This window comes from Pseudomonas sp. JH-2 (assembly GCF_036231725.1).
Taxonomy (GTDB): domain Bacteria; phylum Pseudomonadota; class Gammaproteobacteria; order Pseudomonadales; family Pseudomonadaceae; genus Pseudomonas; species Pseudomonas delhiensis.
Genome location: NZ_JAZAQP010000046.1, coordinates 1 through 20101, shown reverse-complemented (window position 1 = coordinate 20101; position 20101 = coordinate 1). Strand labels below are relative to the sequence as shown.

Annotated in this window: 17 protein-coding genes; 8 read left to right on the top strand and 9 right to left on the bottom strand. The window is 68.1% G+C overall.

The window, feature by feature from the left end; genetic code table 11:
- Positions 1–118 precede the first annotated feature (118 nt).
- The 3 genes from gloA to VV867_RS24550 all read right to left on the bottom strand — a co-directional run bounded on the left by gloA (position 119) and on the right by VV867_RS24550 (position 2953).
- Entirely contained in the window at positions 119–511 is a 393-nt protein-coding gene (gene gloA / locus VV867_RS24560) for a lactoylglutathione lyase (protein WP_009618415.1), read from the bottom strand.
- 96 nt (positions 512–607) lie between these two features.
- Complete coding sequence (locus tag VV867_RS24555) at positions 608–1825, bottom strand: argininosuccinate synthase (RefSeq protein ID WP_109935145.1); 1218 nt, start codon at positions 1823–1825, stop codon at positions 608–610.
- Positions 1826–1942: 117 nt separating this feature from the next.
- The gene (locus VV867_RS24550) at positions 1943–2953 is read right to left on the bottom strand and encodes a flagellar protein MotY (protein WP_328567802.1); all 1011 of its coding nucleotides are present in this window, start codon (positions 2951–2953) and stop codon (positions 1943–1945) included.
- Between the two features lie 140 nt (positions 2954–3093).
- Here VV867_RS24550 and pyrC point away from each other — a divergent pair, with 140 nt between their 5' ends.
- The 4 genes from pyrC (at position 3094) to bfrB (ending at position 6284) form a co-directional block, all read left to right on the top strand.
- On the top strand, positions 3094–4140 hold the full coding sequence (pyrC, locus tag VV867_RS24545) for a dihydroorotase (protein WP_109935143.1): 1047 nt from the start codon (positions 3094–3096) through the stop codon (positions 4138–4140).
- Entirely contained in the window at positions 4137–4811 is a 675-nt protein-coding gene (gene rnt / locus VV867_RS24540; RefSeq protein ID WP_109935142.1) for a ribonuclease T, read from the top strand. Before pyrC ends, rnt begins: the two co-directional genes overlap by 4 nt.
- Before the next feature lie 572 nt (positions 4812–5383).
- The gene (locus VV867_RS24535; RefSeq protein WP_089394108.1) at positions 5384–5599 is read left to right on the top strand and encodes a bacterioferritin-associated ferredoxin; all 216 of its coding nucleotides are present in this window, start codon (positions 5384–5386) and stop codon (positions 5597–5599) included.
- A 208-nt stretch (positions 5600–5807) separates the two neighbouring features.
- Entirely contained in the window at positions 5808–6284 is a 477-nt protein-coding gene (gene bfrB, locus VV867_RS24530; RefSeq protein ID WP_009618404.1) for a bacterioferritin BfrB, read from the top strand.
- 40 nt (positions 6285–6324) lie between these two features.
- Here bfrB and VV867_RS24525 read toward each other — a convergent pair whose 3' ends face one another.
- The 3 genes from VV867_RS24525 to VV867_RS24515 form a co-directional block, all read right to left on the bottom strand.
- A complete protein-coding gene (locus VV867_RS24525; protein WP_328567801.1) occupies positions 6325–7485 on the bottom strand; it encodes an MFS transporter in 1161 nt (386 codons plus the stop codon).
- Positions 7486–7564: 79 nt separating this feature from the next.
- Entirely contained in the window at positions 7565–7891 is a 327-nt protein-coding gene (grxD, locus tag VV867_RS24520; RefSeq protein ID WP_058070522.1) for a Grx4 family monothiol glutaredoxin, read from the bottom strand.
- A gap of 103 nt (positions 7892–7994) precedes the next feature.
- Entirely contained in the window at positions 7995–10088 is a 2094-nt protein-coding gene (locus VV867_RS24515; RefSeq protein WP_328567800.1) for a molybdopterin oxidoreductase family protein, read from the bottom strand.
- A 316-nt stretch (positions 10089–10404) separates the two neighbouring features.
- Here VV867_RS24515 and argF point away from each other — a divergent pair, with 316 nt between their 5' ends.
- Positions 10405–11322, top strand: a complete 918-nt coding sequence (argF, locus tag VV867_RS24510) for an ornithine carbamoyltransferase (RefSeq protein WP_328567799.1) — start codon at positions 10405–10407, stop codon at positions 11320–11322.
- Positions 11323–11450: 128 nt separating this feature from the next.
- A complete protein-coding gene (locus VV867_RS24505) occupies positions 11451–12524 on the top strand; it encodes an ABC transporter ATP-binding protein (RefSeq protein ID WP_328567798.1) in 1074 nt (357 codons plus the stop codon).
- Positions 12525–12921: 397 nt separating this feature from the next.
- Here VV867_RS24505 and VV867_RS24500 read toward each other — a convergent pair whose 3' ends face one another.
- Both VV867_RS24500 and VV867_RS24495 read right to left on the bottom strand, forming a co-directional pair.
- Positions 12922–15804, bottom strand: a complete 2883-nt coding sequence (locus tag VV867_RS24500; RefSeq protein WP_328567797.1) for an HD domain-containing phosphohydrolase — start codon at positions 15802–15804, stop codon at positions 12922–12924.
- On the bottom strand, positions 15801–16652 hold the full coding sequence (locus VV867_RS24495; protein WP_109934939.1) for a substrate-binding periplasmic protein: 852 nt from the start codon (positions 16650–16652) through the stop codon (positions 15801–15803). Before VV867_RS24495 ends, VV867_RS24500 begins: the two co-directional genes overlap by 4 nt.
- Before the next feature lie 491 nt (positions 16653–17143).
- Here VV867_RS24495 and VV867_RS24490 point away from each other — a divergent pair, with 491 nt between their 5' ends.
- Entirely contained in the window at positions 17144–18046 is a 903-nt protein-coding gene (locus VV867_RS24490; RefSeq protein WP_089394773.1) for an alpha/beta fold hydrolase, read from the top strand.
- A 228-nt stretch (positions 18047–18274) separates the two neighbouring features.
- Positions 18275–19651: a nucleotide 5'-monophosphate nucleosidase PpnN gene (gene ppnN / locus VV867_RS24485; protein ID WP_328567796.1), complete on the top strand. Its 1377-nt coding sequence runs from the start codon at positions 18275–18277 to the stop codon at positions 19649–19651.
- 294 nt (positions 19652–19945) lie between these two features.
- On the opposite strand, the gene VV867_RS24480 is transcribed toward ppnN, so the two are convergent.
- On the bottom strand, positions 19946–20101 hold a 156-nt coding region (locus tag VV867_RS24480), incomplete at its 5' end, for a transposase (protein WP_328567821.1).

Below are 20101 nucleotides of genomic sequence, written 5' to 3'. Positions count from 1 at the left end.
TACCGATGCCTGGTTCATTCGGTAACATCGCGGCGGGCATGAAAAAGCCGCCTGGCCGAAGGGGCCAGGCGGCTCGAACTTGGTGTCGGAGGCCGGCTACTCGCCTCCAGGGGTAACCTCAGTCCTTGCGCTGCGGCGACAGCAGCTCGATCTTGTAGCCGTCCGGGTCCTCGACGAAGGCGAGGATGCTGGTGCCGTGCTTCATCGGGCCCGGCTCGCGGGTGATCTTGCCGCCGCGGGAGCGGATGTCCTCGCAGGCCTTGTAGACGTCGTCCACTTCCAAGGCGATGTGGCCGTAGCCGGTGCCCAGCTCGTACTTGTCCACGCCCCAGTTGTAGGTCAGCTCGATGACGCTGTTCTCGTCCTCGGCGCCGTAGCCGACGAAGGCCAGGGTGAACTGGCCGTCCGGGTAGTCCTTGCGGCGCAGCAGGGTCATGCCCAGGACTTCGGTGTAGAAGGCGATGGACTTGTCCATATCGCCGACGCGCAGCATGGTATGCAGCAGTCTCATGGGGTGCGTACTCCTCAATCAGGCCCTGTTCCGGGCTTCCAAAACACGAACCCCGGCTCGTGGCCGGGGTTCGTCTGGCTCAGGGGTGCAAGCTTATCAGAACAGCTTGCGGCCCTTGTTCGCGGCGATGCGCATGCGCAGCGCGTTGAGCTTGATGAAGCCTGCGGCGTCGGCCTGGTTGTAGGCGCCGCCGTCTTCCTCGAAGGTCGCGATGTTGGCGTCGAACAGCGAGTCGTCGGACTTGCGGCCGACCACGATGACGTTGCCCTTGTACAGCTTCAGGCGCACCACGCCGTTCACGTACTCCTGGGAGGCGTCGATCATCTGCTGCAGCATCTCGCGCTCCGGGCTCCACCAGTAGCCGGTGTAGATCAGCTTGGCGTAGCGCGGCATCAGCTCGTCCTTCAGGTGGGCGACTTCGCGGTCCAGGGTGATCGACTCGATGGCGCGGTGGGCCTTGAGCATGATGGTGCCGCCGGGGGTCTCGTAGCAGCCGCGGGACTTCATGCCGACATAGCGGTTCTCGACGATGTCGAGGCGGCCGATGCCGTTGATGCCGCCGATGCGGTTCAGCTCGGTCAGCACCTGCGCCGGGGTCATTTCCTTGCCGTCGATGGCGACGATGTCGCCCTTGCGGTAGGTCAGCTCGATGTAGGTCGGGGTGTCGGGGGCCTTCTCCGGGGAGGTGGTCCACTTCCACATGTCTTCTTCGTGCTCGGTCCAGGTGTCCTCCAGCACGCCGCCCTCATAGGAGATGTGCAGCAGGTTGGCATCCATGGAGTACGGCGACTTCTTCTTGCCGTGGCGCTCGATCGGGATCTCGTGCTTCTCGGCGTAGTCCATCAGCTTCTCGCGGGACAGCAGGTCCCACTCGCGCCAGGGGGCGATGACCTTGACGCCCGGCTTGAGCGCGTAGGCGCCCAGCTCGAAACGCACCTGGTCGTTGCCCTTGCCGGTGGCGCCATGGGAGATGGCGTCGGCGCCGGTCTCGTTGGCGATCTCGATCAGGCGCTTGGCGATCAGCGGGCGCGCGATGGAGGTACCCAGCAGGTACTCGCCTTCGTAGACGGTGTTGGCACGGAACATCGGGAAGACGAAATCGCGGACGAACTCTTCGCGCAGGTCATCGATGTAGATTTCCTTGACGCCCATGGCTCGCGCCTTGGCACGGGCCGGCTCGACCTCTTCGCCCTGGCCGAGATCGGCAGTGAAGGTCACCACTTCGCAATTATAAGTATCCTGCAGCCACTTCAGAATCACCGAGGTATCCAGGCCACCGGAATACGCCAGGACTACCTTCTTCACGTCCGCCATGCCATCACTCCACGGGGGGTTGTCACGAAAACCCCCGATTCTACTGCTGCGCTTCGAGAAATTATAGAGGCGCGACAGCTTTTGACGACAAAGCGACAGATTCTATCGAGGGTGCGACTAGGCGCCGCGGGCGCTCGGCTGGCCCGGCGGCGCCGAGGCCGGGGCGTTGCCAGCCGGTGCCTTGGCCTGAGGCGCGGCGGGCGCCGGGGCCTCGGGCGGCGTGGTGCCGGGCTGCGCCGCATTGGGCGTGGCGGTGGGTGCCGGCGGGGTTTCCGGCAGCGCCTCGCGGGACAGGTGCAGGGTCACCCGGCGGTTGCGCGCGCGGTTGGCCTCGGAGTTGTTCTTCACCAGCGGGTAGCGCTCGCCGTAGAAGCGCACGGTGACCTGCTCCTCGGGCACGCCGTGGGCCTTCAGGTACTCCATCACCGCCAGCGCACGGCGCCGCGAGATGTCGCGGTTGCTCAGGCGGTTGCCGCTGTTGTCGGAATGCCCGTCCAGCTCGATGCGGTTCACCGTCGGGTCGGCCTTGAGGTATTGCAGGACGATGTCCAGCTTGGCCCGGGCCACGGCGTCCAGGGCGTCGCCGCCGCCGGGGAAGCCGACCTGGGCCTGGCGCACCTGGTCGAAGTTCACCGGCAGCATCTTCGTCGAGCAGTCCTGCAGCTGCGCGTAACCATCGGCGAAACGCGCCGCCAGCAGGCGCACCCGCAGGTCCTGGCCACCCGCCGCCCGCAGGCGCACCTCGGGGCTGCGCCCTTCCAGCACACCGTCGAGCAGGCGCCCGGCCTGCTGCTGGCTGCTGGTGAAGGACACCTCGCCGGCGACCAGGGCCACCGGGCCCAGGTCGATGTCGACCTGGGTCGGCCGCCACGGCGGCGCCGCCGCCAGGAGCGTCGCCGAACCGCTGCCGGCCCAGTTGCGCTGCGGCTTGAGGCGGAAGGTCGGCTGCTCGCCGGCGCGCCAGACGAACTCGCCGACGCCGAAGCCATCCACCTGTTGCGACAGGCGGCATTCGAACTGATCGCCCGCCGCCGTCCAGCGCGCGTTCTCCAGGCGCGTCTGGAAGGTCAGCCCCCAGGCCGGCACGCTGGCGCACAGGCCGAGCAGGAGAAGGTAGGAATGGCGCACGGATGGCTCCGGGTAATGCTGGAAAGTACCCAGGAGATATCGGACAGGGCCGGTAAAACTTGATAGCGAGTGCCGGCGACGGGCTTTTCCGGTAGCATTTCCCCACTTAACTCCGCTGCAAATCGTCCTCTGGTATCCCCATGTCCGACCGCCTGACCCTGCTGCGCCCCGACGACTGGCACATCCACCTGCGCGACGGCGCCGCCCTCGCCCAGACCGTCGGCGATGCCGCGCGCACCTTCGGCCGCGCCATCGTCATGCCCAACCTGGTGCCCCCGGTGCGCAACGCCGGCGAAGCCGACGCCTACCGCCAGCGCATCCTCGCCGCGCGCCCGGCCGGCAGCCGCTTCGAACCGCTGATGGTGCTCTACCTCACCGACCGCACCAGCCCCGAGGACGTGCGCAACGCCAAGGCCAGCGGCTTCGTCCACGCCGCCAAGCTGTACCCGGCCGGCGCCACCACCAACTCCGATTCCGGCGTGACCAGCATCGACAACATCTTCCACGTGCTCGAAGCCATGGCCGAGGTCGGCCTGCCGCTGCTGGTGCACGGCGAGGTGACCCGCGCCGAGGTGGACGTGTTCGACCGCGAGAAGCGCTTCATCGACGAGCACCTGGCCCGCGTGGTCGAGCGCTTCCCCACCCTCAAGGTGGTCTTCGAGCACATCACCACCGGCGACGCCGCGCAGTTCGTCCTGGCCGCCCCGGCCAACGTCGGCGCCACCATCACCGCCCACCACCTGCTGTACAACCGCAACCACATGCTGGTCGGCGGCATCCGCCCGCACTTCTATTGCCTGCCGATCCTCAAGCGCAACGTGCACCAGGAAGCCCTGCTCGACGCCGCGACCAGCGGCAGCCCGAAGTTCTTCCTCGGCACCGACTCGGCGCCCCACGCCCGCCACGCCAAGGAAGCGGCCTGCGGCTGCGCCGGCTGCTACACCGCCTACGCCGCCATCGAGCTGTACGCCGAAGCCTTCGAGCAGCGCAACGCCCTGGACAGGCTGGAAGCCTTCGCCAGCTTCCATGGCCCGGACTTCTACGGCCTGCCGCGCAACGCCGACAGCATCACCCTGGTCCGCGAGGAATGGCAGGCGCCCGCCAGCCTGCCCTTCGGCGATCATGAGGTGGTGCCCCTGCGCGCCGGCGAAAAACTGCGCTGGCGCCTGCTGGAGGCCGGCGCATGAGTGAAGAGCACTACGAAGAAGAATTCGACGGCAACTTCCCCCCCGGCCCGCGCCACCCCATGGCGCGCCGCTTCCGCGGCTACCTGCCGGTGGTGGTGGACGTCGAGACCGGCGGCTTCAACTGCGCCACCGACGCCCTGCTGGAAATCGCCGCGGTGACCATCGGCATGGACGAGAACGGCTACCTGTTCCCGGAACATACCCACTTCTTCCGCGTCGAGCCCTTCGAAGGCGCCAACATCGAGGCGGCGGCCCTGGAGTTCACCGGCATCAAGCTCGACCACCCGCTGCGCATGGCGGTGGCCGAGGAGCAGGCACTCACCGAGATCTTCCGTGGCGTGCGCAAGTCGCTGAAGGCCAACGGCTGCAAGCGGGCGATCCTGGTCGGCCACAACAGCAGCTTCGACCTCGGCTTCCTCAACGCCGCGGTGAACCGCACCGGCCTCAAGCGCAACCCGTTCCACCCGTTCTCCAGCTTCGACACCGCCACCCTCGCCGGCCTGGCCTACGGCCAGACGGTGCTGGCCAAGGCCTGCCAGGCCGCCGGCATGGAGTTCGACAACCGCGAGGCGCACTCGGCGCGCTACGACACCGAGAAGACCGCCGAGCTGTTCTGCGGGATCGTCAACCGGTGGAAGGAATGTGGTGGGTGGATGGAGGATGAGGACTGATTTTGGTCCTTGAGCCACTGCCATGAAAAAGCCCCGCCGATGCGCGGGGCTTTTTCGTTGGGGGTCTTCGTGCCACTGCAGAGGCTGGCAGGGCCTGCGGGTCCAATCGCGGACGGAGTCCGCTCCTACGACCGTGCCTCCTGGAACCATTGGTTCAGGATCCGCCCTACGGGTTCCGGCGTTCGCGGGAGTGACGAGGGGAAAGGATGGCGCCTTGCTTCCCGGCCGCTCGGGACAGCCCCCTCTCCCGCTTGCGGGAGAGGGCTGGGGAGAGGGCGCGGAGCCAGTCCAAAACACAGCCGCCGCCGGTAAGCACCGTTCGCGAGCACGACCGTAGGAGCGGACTCCGTCCGCGATTGGACTCACCGGCCACGCCGGACGCCCCGATGGCACGGCCAACGGCGGATAACCGCGAACGGTTATTCGCCCTACGGCGAGGCGGGCCTGACTCACCCTTCGCCGCTCAAAAAGACCATTCGTCGCCATGCCGGAATGTCGCCCCTCAAACTTTGACAATCATTCTCATTAACATTAGTATCGACGCCAACAACCCCACACCAGTAGTGCCATCCATGTACGTCTGCCTCTGCCAAGGTGTTACCGATACCCAGATCCGCGACGCGATCTACGAGGGATGCTGCAGTTACCGCGAAGTGCGCGAGAGCACCGGCGTCGGCACCCAGTGCGGCAAGTGCGCCTGCCTCGCCAAGCAGGTGGTGCGCGAGACCCTCGGTGATCTGCAGGGCGCGCAATCGATGAACTACTCGCTGGCCTATGCCGCCAGTTGAGCGATGCCGATTCGGCATACGCCAGAAGAACCGGGCCCAGGCCCGGTTTTTTTATGCCCGCAATTCAAGTATTTAGCGTCTAACTGCGGAATGAAAACATTCGTATTCATATTCCTTTTTATAACTAAATCAATAGCTTACGTTTGACATCAGGTTATAAGAAGCCCAAAATTTCAGTCCTACCCCACTCCATACGGCAGGACTCGGCATGAAAGGCGACAAGAAAGTCATCCAGCATCTGAACAAGGTCCTCGGCAACGAGCTGATCGCCATCAACCAGTACTTCCTGCACTCGCGCATGTGGAACGACTGGGGCCTGAAGCGCCTCGGCGCCCACGAGTACCACGAGTCGATCGACGAGATGAAGCATGCGGACAAGCTCATCGAGCGCATCCTCTTCCTCGAGGGCCTGCCCAACCTGCAGGACCTGGGCAAGCTGCTGGTCGGCGAGAACACCCAGGAAATGCTGCAGTGCGACCTGAACCTGGAACTCAAGGCCGCGAAGGACCTGCGCGACGCCATCGTGCATTGCGAAAGCGTGCATGACTACGTCAGCCGCGACCTGCTCAAGAACATCCTCGAGTCCGAGGAAGAGCACATCGACTACCTGGAGACCCAGCTCGGCCTGATCCAGAAGGTCGGCCTGGAGAACTACCTGCAGTCGCACATGCACGAAGACGACTGATGGCTACGGGCGCCGCCCCGCGCGGCGCCCCGGCCCTGCTCTACCCCGCCTGCTGCGGGCGGCGCACGAGGTGCGCCCAGCACAGCAGCCCCGCGCACAGCCCCACCACCACCAGCAATGCCAGGCGCAGGCCGATGTGCTCGGCCAGGATGCCGATCAGCGGTGGCCCCAGCAGCAGCCCGCCATAGCCGAACGACGCCACCGCGGCGACGCCGCTGGACGCCTCCACGGCCGGCCGGTTGCCGGCCGCGCCGATGAGGATCGGCACCACCACCGACAGGCCCAGGCCGACCAGGGCGAAGCCCGCCACCGACAGCTCGACGCGGCCGCCGAACAGCGCCAGCAGCATGCCGGCGATGGCCAGCAGGCTGAGCCCGCGCACCAGGGCGACGTCGGCGACGTGCAGGCGCAGGCGGTCGCCGAACAGCCGGCCGACCACCATGGTCGCCGAGAAGGCCGCGAAGCCCAGCGCCGCCACCCGCTCCGAAGCGCCCAGGACGCTGTGCAACAGCAGCGCGCTCCAGTCCGCCACCGCGCCTTCGGAGACGAACGCGCAGAGCGTCAGCAGCCCCAGGCCAACCAGCGCCGCCGGCGGCAGCCGCGGACCGCGCCGGCGCGGTTGCGCCTCGGCTTGCGGTTCGCTGCGCCCCTCCAGCAGGCGCCGGCCGAACAGCGGCAGGGCCAGCAGCGCCAGCACGGCGAGCAGGCTGAAATGCCAGAACGGCGTGAGCCCCGCCAGCAACGCCGCGCCCAGCGCGCCGAGCAGGCCGCCGAGGCTGTACATGCCGTGCAGGCTGGACAGGCAGGGCCGGCCCAGCAGGCGTTCCACCTCCACCGCCTGGGTGTTCATCGCCACGTCCAGGGTGGCGAAGGTCAGCCCCACCAGCAGCAGCGCCAGGGCCAGCTCCCACCAGCCGTGGCACAGCCCCAGCAGCGGGAACACCAGCAGCAGCGCCGCGGCGCTGGCCAGTGTCACCCACCGGCTGCCGAGGCGGCGCACCAGGGCGCCAGCGAAGGAGAACGCCAGCAGCGCGCCGAGCCCGGCGCCCAGCAGCGCCTGGCCCAGCGCCTGCTCGTCGACGCCGGTGAGGCTCTTCAGCGCCGGGATGCGCCCCATGACGCTGCCATGCACCAGCCCGCCCGCGCCGAAGCAGAAGGCGCAGGCCCAACGGGCCGCGCGGGCCCTCTTGCGGTCGTCCATCGGTTCGAATCCCTTCCCCGCACAAATGAAAAACCCCGCGCTGGCGCGGGGTTCTTCGCTACGACGGCTACGCCGTCGATCAGGCTTCGGCGTTGCCGACGGCCTGCTTGATCAGCGGCTGCAGTTCGCCCTTCTCGAACATCTCGACGAGGATGTCGCTGCCCCCGACCAGCTCGCCACCCACCCACAGCTGCGGGAAGGTCGGCCAGTTGGCGTACTTCGGCAGGTTGGCGCGGATTTCCGGGTTCTGCAGGATGTCGACGTAGGCGAATTTCTCGCCGCAGGCCATCAGCACCTGCGCGGCGCGGGCGGAGAAGCCGCACTGCGGAGCGTTCGGCGAACCTTTCATGTACAGCAGGATGGGGTTGTTGGCGATCTGCTCTTTGATGGTATCGATGATGTCCATTGGCTAACCTCGGCTGAACTTCGCTACTGCCCGGCCATGCAGCCGGTACTTTGCCGGCAGTGTACCGGAAAGCCGAGCACCGCGCTCGGCTTTACCGCCGACTTCAGGCCGCCTCCACCTCCACCGGCACGCCGTTGAGCGCGGCGTTGCCGGACAGCGTGTCCAGGTGGCGCTCGTCGGTCAGGTCGTTGGCGCTGGCGCCGCCCTGTTCGCTGGCGATGGCCAGTTGCACCCCGGGGCGCGCGTGGCCCCAGCCATGGGGCAGGCTGACCACCCCGGCCATCACCTCGTCGCTGGCCGCCACCTCGATCTCGACGCTGCCCACCCGCGAGCGTACCCGCACCCGCTGGCCGTCCACCAGGCCGCGGCTGGCCAGGTCCTGCGGGTGCATCAGCAACTGGTGGCGCGGCTTGCCCTTCACCAGGCGGTGGTAGTTGTGCATCCAGGAGTTGTTGCTGCGCACGTGGCGGCGGCCGATCAGCAGCAATTGGCCCTCGGCCGGCGCCGGGGTGTCGGCGAAGCGCCCGAGGTCGGCGAGGAACAGCGCCGGCGCGGCCTCCACCTGGTGGCTGGCGGTCTTCAGCCGCGCTGCCAGGTTCGGCTGCAGCGGGCCCAGGTCGAGGCCGTGGGGGTGCTCGCGCAGGCGCGCCAGGCTCAGCTTGTGCTCGCTGGCATCGCCGTAGGGGCCGAAGCGCAGGCCCATGTCGATCATCTGCTCCGGCGGCGCCGTCGGCTTCAGCTCGGTGCCCTGGCGCGCGGCATAGGCCCTGGCCAGGCCGACGAATATCTCCCAATCGTGCAGCGCGCCAGCCGGCCGGGGCAGCACCGCCTCGTTGAAGCGGGTGACGTTGCGCACCGCGAAGACGTTGAAAGTGGTGTCGTAGTGCTCGTGCTCCAGCGGCGCTGTGGGCGGCAGGATGAGGTCGGCGTAGCGCGTGGTCTCGTTGATGTAGAGGTCGATGGCGAGCATGAACTCCAGGCCGTCCAGGGCCTGCTCCAGGCGCCGCCCGTTGGGGGTGGAGAGCACCGGGTTGCCGGCCACGGTGATGAGCGCGCGGACCTGGCCCTCGCCCTCGCTGAGCATTTCCTCGGCCAGCGCCGCCACCGGCAGCTCGCCGCCGTATTCCGGCAGGCCGGACACCCGGCTGTGCCAGCGGCCGAAGGCACCGCCGGAGGTACTGGCCACCAGGTCCACCGCCGGCGTGGTGCAGAGGCTGCCGCCGACGCGGTCGAGGTTGCCGGTGACCAGGTTGATCAGTTGCACCAGCCATTGGCAGAGGGTGCCGAAGCGCTGGGTGGAGACGCCCATGCGCCCATAGCACACCGCCTTGTCGGCGGCGGCGAAGTCCCGGGCCAGGGCGCGGATATCCGCCGCCGGCACGCCGCAGCGCCGGGCCATGGCCTCGACGCCGAAGGGCGCCAGCGCCGCGCGCACCTCGTCCAGCCCGGCCACCGGCAGGTGGCTGGCGCGCCCCAGGTTCTCGCCGAACAGCACGTCGAGGATGCCCAGCAGCAAGGCCGCGTCCTGCCCCGGGCGGACGAACAGGTGCTGGTCGGCCAGCGCCGCGGTCTCGGTGCGCCGCGGGTCCACCACCACCAGGCGGCCGCCGCGGGCCTTCAGGGCCTTGAGGCGCTTTTCCACGTCCGGCACGGTCATGATGCTGCCGTTGGAGGCCAGCGGGTTGCCGCCGAGGATCAGCATGAAATCGGTATGGTCGATGTCCGGAATGGGGATCAGCAGGCCGTGGCCGAACATCTGCTGGCTGACCAGGTGGTGCGGCAGTTGGTCCACCGAGGTGGCCGAGTAGCGGTTGCGCGTCTTCAACTGGCCGAGGAAGTAGTTGCTGTGGGTCATCAGCCCGTAGTTGTGCACGCTGGGGTTGCCCTGGTACACGGCCACGGCGTCGTTGCCGTGGCGCTCGCGGATTTCCGCCAGGCGCGCGGCGACCAGCTCGAAGGCCTCTTCCCAGGCGATCGGCTGCCACTCGCCGCCGACCCGCCGCATCGGCTGGCGCAGGCGGTCGGGGTCGTTCTGGATGTCCTGCAGGGCCACCGCCTTGGGGCAGACGTGGCCGCGGCTGAAGCTGTCCTGCGCATCGCCCCTGATCGACAGGATGCGCTGTTCCTCGGTCTCGATGGTCAGGCCGCAGATGGCCTCGCACAGGTGGCACGCACGGTGGTGGAGGGTCTTGCTCATGGCTCGCCTCTTGTTGTTGCGCCGACCTTCGCGGGCCGGTCGTTACCAGAGCGAGCACTATGGAACGGCGCTGCGGCGAGCGCCACAAGCCTAAGTGCAGTGAATCGCGGGATATAGGCGCGAATCGGGGCCGCGCAGCTGCCCGGCGGGGCGCTCCGTGGCAAACTTGCGTGAATGCGTAATTTCCTTATAGGATCGCGTCTTCCCCCTAAATTTCCGCTGCATGCGGTCAGGCCGCAGGTTCAGTCCGTTTTTTCTCGAAAAGCCGGCCAGACCCTCGGTCGCAACTCTGAGAATAAGCAGTAGGTACTGAATCATGAGCGCAAGGCACTTCCTCTCGATGCTGGATTACACGACCGACGAACTCCTCGGTCTGATCCGCCGCGGCAGCGAGCTGAAGGACCTGCGCGACCGAGGCGTGCTCTACGAGCCGCTGAAGAACCGCGTGCTGGGCATGATCTTCGAGAAGGCCTCCACCCGGACGCGGATTTCCTTCGAGGCCGGCATGATCCAGCTCGGCGGCCAGGCGATCTTCCTCTCCCCGCGCGACACCCAGCTGGGCCGCGGCGAGCCCATCGCCGACGCGGCGAAGGTGATGTCGCGCATGGTCGACGCGGTGATGATCCGCACCTTCGCCCACAGCACCCTCACCGAGTTCGCCGCCAACTCGCGGGTGCCGGTGATCAACGGCCTGTCCGACGACCTGCACCCCTGCCAGTTGCTGGCCGACATGCAGACCTTCCACGAACACCGCGGCAGCATCGCCGGCAAGACCGTGGCCTGGATCGGCGACGGCAACAACATGTGCAACAGCTACATCGAGGCGGCCATCCGCTTCGACTTCCAGCTGCGCGTGGCCTGCCCCGAGGGCTACGAGCCCAGCGCCGCGCTGCAGGCCCTGGCCGGCGAGCGCGTGCGCGTGGTCCGCGACCCGCGCGAGGCGGTGGCCGGCGCGCACCTGGTGAGCACCGACGTCTGGGCCTCCATGGGCCAGGAAGACGAGGCCCAGGCGCGCCTGCGCACCTTCCGCCCCTACCAGGTGAGCCGCGAGCTGCTCGACGCCGCCGCCGCGGACGTGCTGTTCATGCACTGCCTGCCGGCGCACCGTGGCGAGGAGATCAGCGAGGACCTGCTGGACGACCCGCGCTCGGTGGCCTGGGACCAGGCGGAGAACCGCCTGCACGCGCAGAAGGCGCTGCTCGAACTGCTGGTCGAACACGCCCACTACGCCTGAGCCCTCATTGCCGCCGCGCGGCCCCGGCCTGCCGTGCGGCACGGGGTCGCCGGCATCGCGCTGGCGAGTAATTCTCATTCGCCACGTGTAAACTCTCTGCCTCCGCTTCTTTCTCCACGGCACCATCCATGACCCGACCGCTGTTGCTCGAACTCAGAAACCTCTCCTGTGGCTATGGGCAACAGCGCGTGGTGCAGGACGTCAGCCTGCACCTGAACGCCGGCGACATCGGCTGCCTGCTGGGCCCCTCGGGTTGCGGCAAGACCACCACCCTGCGCGCCATCGCCGGGTTCGAGCCGGTGCAGGAAGGCGAGATCCACCTGGCCGGCGAGACCATCTCGCGCCCCGGCTTCACCCTGGCGCCGGAGAAGCGCCGCATCGGCATGGTGTTCCAGGACTACGCGCTGTTCCCGCACCTGACGGTGGAGGACAACGTCGGCTTCGGCATCCGCAAGCACCCCGAGCGCCGGCGCATCGTCACCGAGCTGCTGGAGCTGGTGAAGCTCGACAAGCTCGGCCGGCGCTACCCCCACGAGCTGTCCGGCGGCCAGCAGCAACGCGTGGCCCTGGCCCGCGCGCTGGCCCCCGAGCCACTGCTGCTGCTGCTCGACGAACCCTTCTCCAACCTCGACGTGGAGCTGCGCCGCAAGCTCAGCCACGAGGTCCGCGAAATCCTCAAGGCACGCGGCACCAGCGCCGTGCTGGTGACCCACGACCAGGAAGAGGCCTTCGCCGTCAGCGACCAGGTCGGCGTGTTCAAGCACGGCCACTTGGAGCAGTGGGACACCCCCTTCAACCTCTACCACGAGCCGCAGACGCCCTTCGTCGCCAGCTTCATCGGCCAGGGCTACTTCATCCGCGGGCAGATGCTCGACCCGGACAGCGTGCAGACCGAACTGGGCGTGCTGCGCGGCAACCGCGCCTACAGCCTGCCCCAGGGCAGCGCGGTGGACGTGCTGCTGCGCCCGGACGACCTGGTCTACGCCCCGCAGGGCCCGCTGAAGGCGCGCATCGTCGGCAAGTCGTTCCTCGGCGCGGCCACCCTGTACCGCCTGCAACTGGCCACCGGCACCCTGCTGGAGTCGATCTTCCCCAGCCACGCCGACCACCAGCCGGGCGAGGAAGTCGGCATCGGCGTGGCCGCCGACCACCTGGTGCTGTTCCAGGCCGAGGGCAGCGTGGCGCTGGACTCGCCGCGCTGACGCGGCCCCCGGAAGGAAAGGGGGCTGTTCGTGCCACCGGGGCGTCCGGCGTAGCCGGTGAATCCAATCGCGGACGAAGTCCGCCTACGACCGTGCCCGACCGTAGGGCGAATAACCGTTCGCGGTTATCCGCCGTTGGCCGTGCTACCGGGGCGTCCGGCGTGGCCGGTGAGTCTGCTCCTACGTCCGTGCTTCCTGGAACCGTAGGAGCGGACTCTGTCCGCGATTTGGCGGATAACGCCGTAGGCGTTATGCGCCCTACGAACTATCGCAAACGAGGAAACCCAGGGTTCGCGAGCAAGCTCGCTCCTACGAGAAGCCATGCTCGCCTGCAACGTAGCAGACTCTGTCCGCGATTCGGCGGATAACGCCGTAGTAAACAGCATTACGCTGCGGCTCAGGCCTTCTCCGCCTGGTCCGCCTCGACGATCGCCAGCAGCGCCGCCTCGTCCACCACGTCCATCTGCTCCGGGCGCAGGAAGCGCTCGCCGTATTCGCGGTAGACGCCGCTGGCCACGAACAGGCGGAACAGCCCCGCGTCCACGTGGCGGTCGCGGGCCATGCAGGCGAGGATCTTCAGCGACTCGGAGAGCGTCTTCGGCGCCTTGTAGGGGCGGTCGGCGGCGGTCAGCGCCTCGAAGATGTCGGCGATGGCCATGATCCGCTCGGGAATGCTCATGTCCTCGCCCGACAGCCGCCGCGGGTAGCCGGTGCCGTCCATCTTCTCGTGGTGGTTGGCGGCGATGGTCGGCACCCGGCGCAGGTGCCGGGGCAGCGGCAGCGCGCTGAGCATCATCAGCGTCTGGACGATGTGCTCGTTGATCTTGAAGCGCTCCTCGTCGGTCAGGGTGCCGCGGCGGATGCCCAGGTTGTACAGCTCGCCGTAGTGGCTGGCGAAGGCCGGCAGGCGCATGTCGAAGCCCCAGGCGTTGCGCGGGTCGTCCCGGGCCACCGGCGGCTTGCGCTCGCCCCAGGGCACCTGGTGCGACGGCTTGTCGGCCAGCAGGCGCTCCTCCACCGGCAGCGGCTCGGCCGGCGTCGCCGCCAGGCGCTCGGCCTCGTCGTGGGAAATGCCGATGCGGTCGTCGAAGTGCCGCCACCAGCGGCGCTCGCCGATGCGCGCCAGGCGCTCGATGTCCTCGTCGCGCATGAACTCGCCGCCGACGTTGGCCTGGGCGACGAAGGCGAAGTCCTCGCGCAGCGCCTGCTGCTCGGCATCGCGCCGCTCGCGCAGGGCCGCCTCCTCGCCGCCCTCGGTGCGGCCGCGCCAGTAGCGGATGTCGGCGTCGCGCCAGAGCACCTCGAAGCGCATGCGGACCTCGTGCAGGCGGTTGTACAGGGTCTCCAGCTTGGTGGCCTTGTCCACCACGTACTCGGGACTGGTGATCTTGCCGCAGTCGTGCAGCCAGGCGGCGATCTGGAATTCGTAGCGCTCGGCGTCGCTCATGGCGAAGGCCGCGTAGGGCCCGTCGCGGTCGTCGATGGCCTTCTGCACCAGCATGTCGGCCAGCTGCGGCACCCGCTCGCAGTGGCCGCCGGTGTAGGGGCTCTTGGCGTCGATTGCATCGGCCAGCAGCTTGATGATCGCGTCCAGCAGGCGCTGCTGCGCCTCGATCAGCTGGCGCGTCTCGATGGCCACGGCGGCGGCCCCGGACAGCTCCTCGACGAAGCGCTTGAACGGCCGCCGCGGCTGGCGCCGGCGCTCGCCCTCCTCCTGCAGCTGCAGCACCAGCATGCCCAGCAGTTCCTCGCTGCGGTTGCGCAGCGGCACCTCCATGTGCCGGCCGCGGCCGCTCAGGGCCTGGTCCACCAGGCTGGCCAGCTGCGCCTCGTCGAAGCCCTCGATGAGCAGCGACTGCGGGTAGTGCCCGCCGTTCACCGCGCAGGCCTGCACCAGGCGGTTGTCCTGCTCCTGCAGCAGGTACACCGCGCCGCCCCGCACGCCGGTGGCCTCCACCAGGCGCGTGAGCACCTCGGCGAGCATGCTGTCCAGGCGCGTCTCGCGGCTCAGGCTCAGGGTGATGCCCTGGAAGTTGTGGATGGTCCGCGACATGCCGCCGAGCACCCGGCTCAGCTCGCGCACCTCGCGGATCTTCGAGTCGACGCCCACCGGCCGGGCGAAGTCGAAGGCCGCCAGCGCGCCCACCTGGTCGGCCAGGGCCCGCAGCGGGCGGGCGATGCGCCGGCCGATCAGCCAGCCGAGCAGCAGCAGGACCAGCAGCAGCGCGCCGCTCCAGGCGGCCTGGCGCAACAGCACCTGGCGCGCGCCGGCCAGCAGTTCGTCGGCCGGGATGCCGATCAGCACCCGCGCCTGGCCGCTGGCGAAGTTCACCAGCGGCACCCAGATGCCGTACCAGTCCTCTCCCGCCACCTGGTAGCGCTGCGGCGTGCCGGCCGGGCCGCCGAGCTCCACCAGGCGCTCCAGGCTGGGCACGCCGAGTTCGTCGAGGTGGGCCAGGCGCACCTCGTGGTCGTCGTGGCGCAGCAGGCGCCCCAGGTCCGGGTAGGCGATCACCGTGTTCTGCGCGCCGAGCACCGCCAGCTCGGTGTTGGCGGTCTGGCGCAGGTCGCCCATCTCGGTGGCCAGGTCGTCCACCGAGGCGTCCATGCCGATCACCGCCGCGCCGTCGACGCTGCGCAGGGCCAGGGTCAGGCCGATCTCCTGGGTGGTGAAGAACACGTAGGGCTGCGTCAGCACCGTGCCCTTGCCGGTGTAGGCGTCCTTGTACCAGGGGCGCTGGCGCGGGTCGTAGCGGTAGTCGGGGCGTTCCTGGCGCTGCAGCAGTTGCAGCCGCGCATCGTAGAAGCGCCACTCGCCGACCAGCGCGCCCTGCTCGCCGAGGGTCTGGCTCTGCACCAGGTAGAGGGTCTTGTCCGGCGCCTTGAGCGCCTGCCGCGCCTTCGCCGTGCGCAGGGCGCGGATCAGCAGGAACTCGCCGTTCGGGTAGCCGACGTAGAGCGCGCTCAGGGTGCGGTTGGCGCGCAGGTTCTCCGCCAGCATGGGCAGGCGCTCCAGGCGCGCCGGCAGGTTGTCGGTCTGCGAGATGCCGTCGTAGCTGAGCAGGCGCAGGGTGTTCTGCGCCGGGTCGAGCAGGCGGCGGATGCGCTCGTTGACCGTCACCCCCAGTTGCGCCGCGGACTCGCCCGCCGCCGTCACCAGCGCCCCTTCCACGCCGCGGTAGCCCTGCACCAGCAGCGACACGGCCAGCACCAGCATGCTCAGGATGATGGCGCCGGTCACCAGGACCTGCAGGGGAATGCCGCGCTTGTCTGCCCTCATGGTGCCTCGTCCTGTTCGCCGAGCCCATCGGGCGTCGGTCGGTAGCCGTTGTCGAGAAGCGACGCCGCGACGTCCAGCGGCGCGTTGCCGAGGAAGATGCGGGCCAGCGAGCCGTCCAGCCGCAGGTCCTCGAACAGGCGCTGCCACTGCGCGCTCTGCGCCGCGCTGAAACGCCCGCGAGCCAGCACCAGGCTGCGCGGCACGCCGGTCCCGCGGGCCACGTCGATGCCGCGGAAACGGTGACGCAGCGCCGGGTCGTGGAGCAGGCCGGCCAGGCTCAGCTCGTGGCCGATCAGCCCGTCCACCTCGCCGCCCAGCAATGCGTTGAAGCAGGCCGTCTCGTCGACGTATTCGCGCACCCGCCCCTCGCTGCGCAGGATGCGCAGCATGGCGTCCAGGTAGGGGCCGTGGTTGTAGCCGGCGACCGCGCCCAGGCGCACGCCCGGCAGCGCGTGGAAGTCGTCCAGGCTGTGCAGGTCGGCGGACAGGTCCAGCGGCACTATCAGCCGCTCGCGCAAGTGCAGGTAGGGCACGAAGTAGGCGTAGCGGCGTTGCTCGGCGGTGGCCACGGCGCTGGTGGCCATGTCCAGCTCGCCACGCTGCAGGGCCGTCCAGATCTGCGCCCGTGGCCGCACCGAGACCTCGAAGGCGCAGCCGGTGCGGCGCGCAAGCTCGGCCACCAGGTCAGCGTCCAGGCCCTTGCCGTCGTGGTAGAACACCTGGTTGCGGTAGAACGCCAGGCGCACGGGTTGCGTGCAGCCGTAGCGATCATCCGCGGCCGCGGGCAGGCACAGGCAGGCCAGCACGGCGAAAGCCAGCCCGGTTCGCAAAACAGGGTGCACGACCATGAATCCGACCCATCCATTGTGTCGGCCAGGGAGGAGCGCAACGACCTCTTCCGCGGCTGGAGGATTCGCAGGAAACGACTGAAGGAAAGTGTAATAGGGCGCTGGCCTTTTGCCGGAAAAACGCAGTTCGTCGGATTCCCGGTCGACGGCAGTGGGAAAACGCCCGGCACAGGGTTGCGGTCGACGAACCGTCCTGCTTAACTCTGCCCCATGCGTGACTCATCGGTCACGCATCACGTCCAAGAAGATTTTTCCGCCCGGCACTTCCCCGCCCGGCCTTTCCTACCTGCCTCGAAAGCCCCCGCGCACGGCCCTCGAAAAGAGGTTCGACGCTTCGCTTTTGCAATTATAAGTTTTTGAAAATAAAGAAAATATGAACTTTCGCCGTGTGACATGAAGCTGTCACCTCGAGGCGTTTTCCTTCTGCCTGGTAGTTCTCTCGCACCCGATCGTGGGGTGCATCCATTCGAGCTGCGTATGGAGGAAGCGACATGAGGCCGGAAACCGCCGTCGTCGAGATTCTGCAACACCGGGTATACACGGAGTTCCACGCCAACAGGGAAGCACGCCAGACCATCATCCTGGTCAACGGCTCGCTGTCCACTACCGCCTCCTTTGCGCAAACGGTGAAATACCTGCAACCGCACTTCAACGTGGTCTGCTACGACCAGCCCTATGCCGGCGGGTCCAAGGCGCACAACGACTGCCGCGAGTTCATCAGCAAGGAGTACGAGGCGCAGCTGCTGCTGGGCCTGATCGAGCACTACCGCGCCGACGTGGTGATGTCCTTCTCCTGGGGCGGGGTGGCCACCCTGCTGGCCCTGGCGCAGCGCCCGAGCCGCATCCGCAAGGCGGTGATCAGCTCCTTCTCGCCGCTGCTCAACGCCTCGATGCTGGACTACCTGCACCGCGGCCTGGACTACCTCGGCGCCTGCGACCGGCCGAACGTCGCCAACCTGGTCAACGACACCATCGGCCGCTACCTGCCGCAGCTGTTCAAGCGCTACAACTTCCGCCACGTCGCCGGCCTGGACGATCACGAGTACCGGCAGATGCACTTCCACGTCTGCCAGGTGCTCAAGCTCAGCGCCGAGAGCTACATGGAGAAGTTCGCCGCCATCGACATCCCGCTGCTGTTCGTCAACGGCGAGCTGGACATCTACACCACCCCGGCCGAGGCCAAGCTGTTCCAGCAGCTGATCCGCGATTGCGAGTTCCGCACCATCCGCAACGCCGGGCACTTCATCGACGTCGAGCACAAGCAGGGCTGGCAGGACACCCGTGATGCCCTGCTGGGCTTCCTGAAACCGCAGCGCCAGCCGGTCAGCCTGTCCCTGGGCAACGGCTACCTGCCCAACCACGAGGGCATTCCGCTGGCCGCCCTGGCCGGCTGAACGCCCCTTCCCCGTCGTCCGGCTCCCGCCTCCCGGCGGGCGGCCGAGGCCGGCCCGCCGCCGTGATGGCAATCCGCAGGGCTCGCCGCCTCGCTCCCCACGCACTACTATCCGGATAAGCCCCACCCTCACCGGGCCGCCCTTGCGGCCACACCGGGGCAGGACACCGCCAGCGCGCGGTCGAGTACCCAGGTGCCCTCCCGGGCATCCGCACCAATGGAAGCTGTAATGTCCCCCAGACCCACCATCAATGCCTCGGTCAGCCCCAAGGGCACCCTCGAAACCCTGTCCCAGCGCGAAGTCCAGCAACTCAGCGAAGCCGGCTCGGGCAGCGTCTACCAACTGTTCCGCCAGTGCGTCCTGGCCATCCTCAACACCGGCGCGCGCATCGACAACGCCAAGACCATCCTCGACGCCTACTGCGACTTCGAGGTACGCATCCACCAGCAGGACCGCGGCGTGCGCCTGGAACTGGTCAACGCGCCGGCCGACGCCTTCGTCGACGGCGAGATGATCGCCGGCACCCGCGAGATGCTCTTCAGCGCCCTGCGCGACATCGTCTACACCGCCAACGAACTGGACGACCAGCGCGTCGACCTGCACACCTCCCAGGGCATCACCGACTACGTCTTCCACCTGCTGCGCAATGCGCGCACCCTGCGCCCGGGCGTGGAGCCGAAGATAGTCGTGTGCTGGGGCGGCCACTCCATCAGCACCGAGGAATACAAGTACACCAAGAAGGTCGGCCACGAGCTGGGCCTGCGCAATCTCGACGTGTGCACCGGCTGCGGCCCGGGCGTGATGAAGGGGCCGATGAAGGGCGCCACCATCGGCCATGCCAAGCAGCGCCACCACGGCGGCCGCTACCTGGGCCTGACCGAGCCGGGGATCATCGCCGCCGAGGCGCCCAACCCCATCGTCAACGAGCTGGTGATACTGCCGGACATCGAGAAGCGCCTGGAGGCCTTCGTCCGCGTCGGCCACGGCATCATCATCTTCCCCGGCGGCGTCGGCACGGCGGAGGAGTTCCTCTACCTGCTGGGCATCCTCATGCACCCGGACAACCAGGACCTGCCCTTCCCCCTGGTGCTCACCGGCCCGCGCAGCGCCTCGGCCTACTTCGAGCAACTGCACGCCTTCGTCGGCGCCACCCTGGGCGAGGCGGCGCAGCGGCGCTACCAGATCATCGTCGACAACCCCGCCGAAGTGGCGCGGCACATGGCCCAGGGCCTGAAGGAGGTCAAGCAGTTCCGCCGCGAGCGCAACGACGCCTTCCACTTCAACTGGCTGCTGAAGATCGACGTCGGCTTCCAGCGCCCCTTCGACCCCACCCACGAGCACATGGCCGGCCTGCAGCTGAGCACCGACCTGCCGCCCCACGAACTGGCGGCCAACCTGCGCCGGGCGTTCTCCGGGATAGTCGCCGGCAACGTCAAGGAAAAGGGCGTGCGGGCGATCGAGGAGTTCGGCCCCTACGAGATCCACGGCGAACCGGCGCTGATGCGCCGCCTGGACGAGCTGCTGCACGCCTTCGTCAAGCAGCACCGGATGAAGCTGCCGGGCGGCGCGGCCTACGAGCCGTGCTACCGGGTGGTGGAGGGTTGATCTGCGCCATTCCCCTGTAGGAGCGAGCTTGCTCGCGAACGAGGTAACCGGCGGCGCCGCTGCCATGCCAACCTCCGCGCCCTCTCCCTAACCCTCTCCCTGAAGGGAGAGGGGACCGTTGGGCAGATGCTGATATTTCGGCGTTAGCCGGCTAGCACAGTGATTACCGGCTGAAACCATTCCTCCTCTCGGCACAGACTAGCCCCCTCTCCCTTCAGGGAGAGGGCTGGGGAGAGGGAACGGCGCCCACCCAACACACCGAAACCACCAGCGAGCACCCCACAAAAAATAGGTTCATCGCGCTTTCCCGGGGAAGGCGGCCTTGATTTTCAGGAAAAAGTAGGTGGAGTCCCTGAAGCCATAGGCCATGCGCTTGATCACCTTGATGCGGTTGTTTACCCCTTCCAGCAGGCTGGTGTGCATGGGGAAGCGAGCGCTGGCCAGGATGCC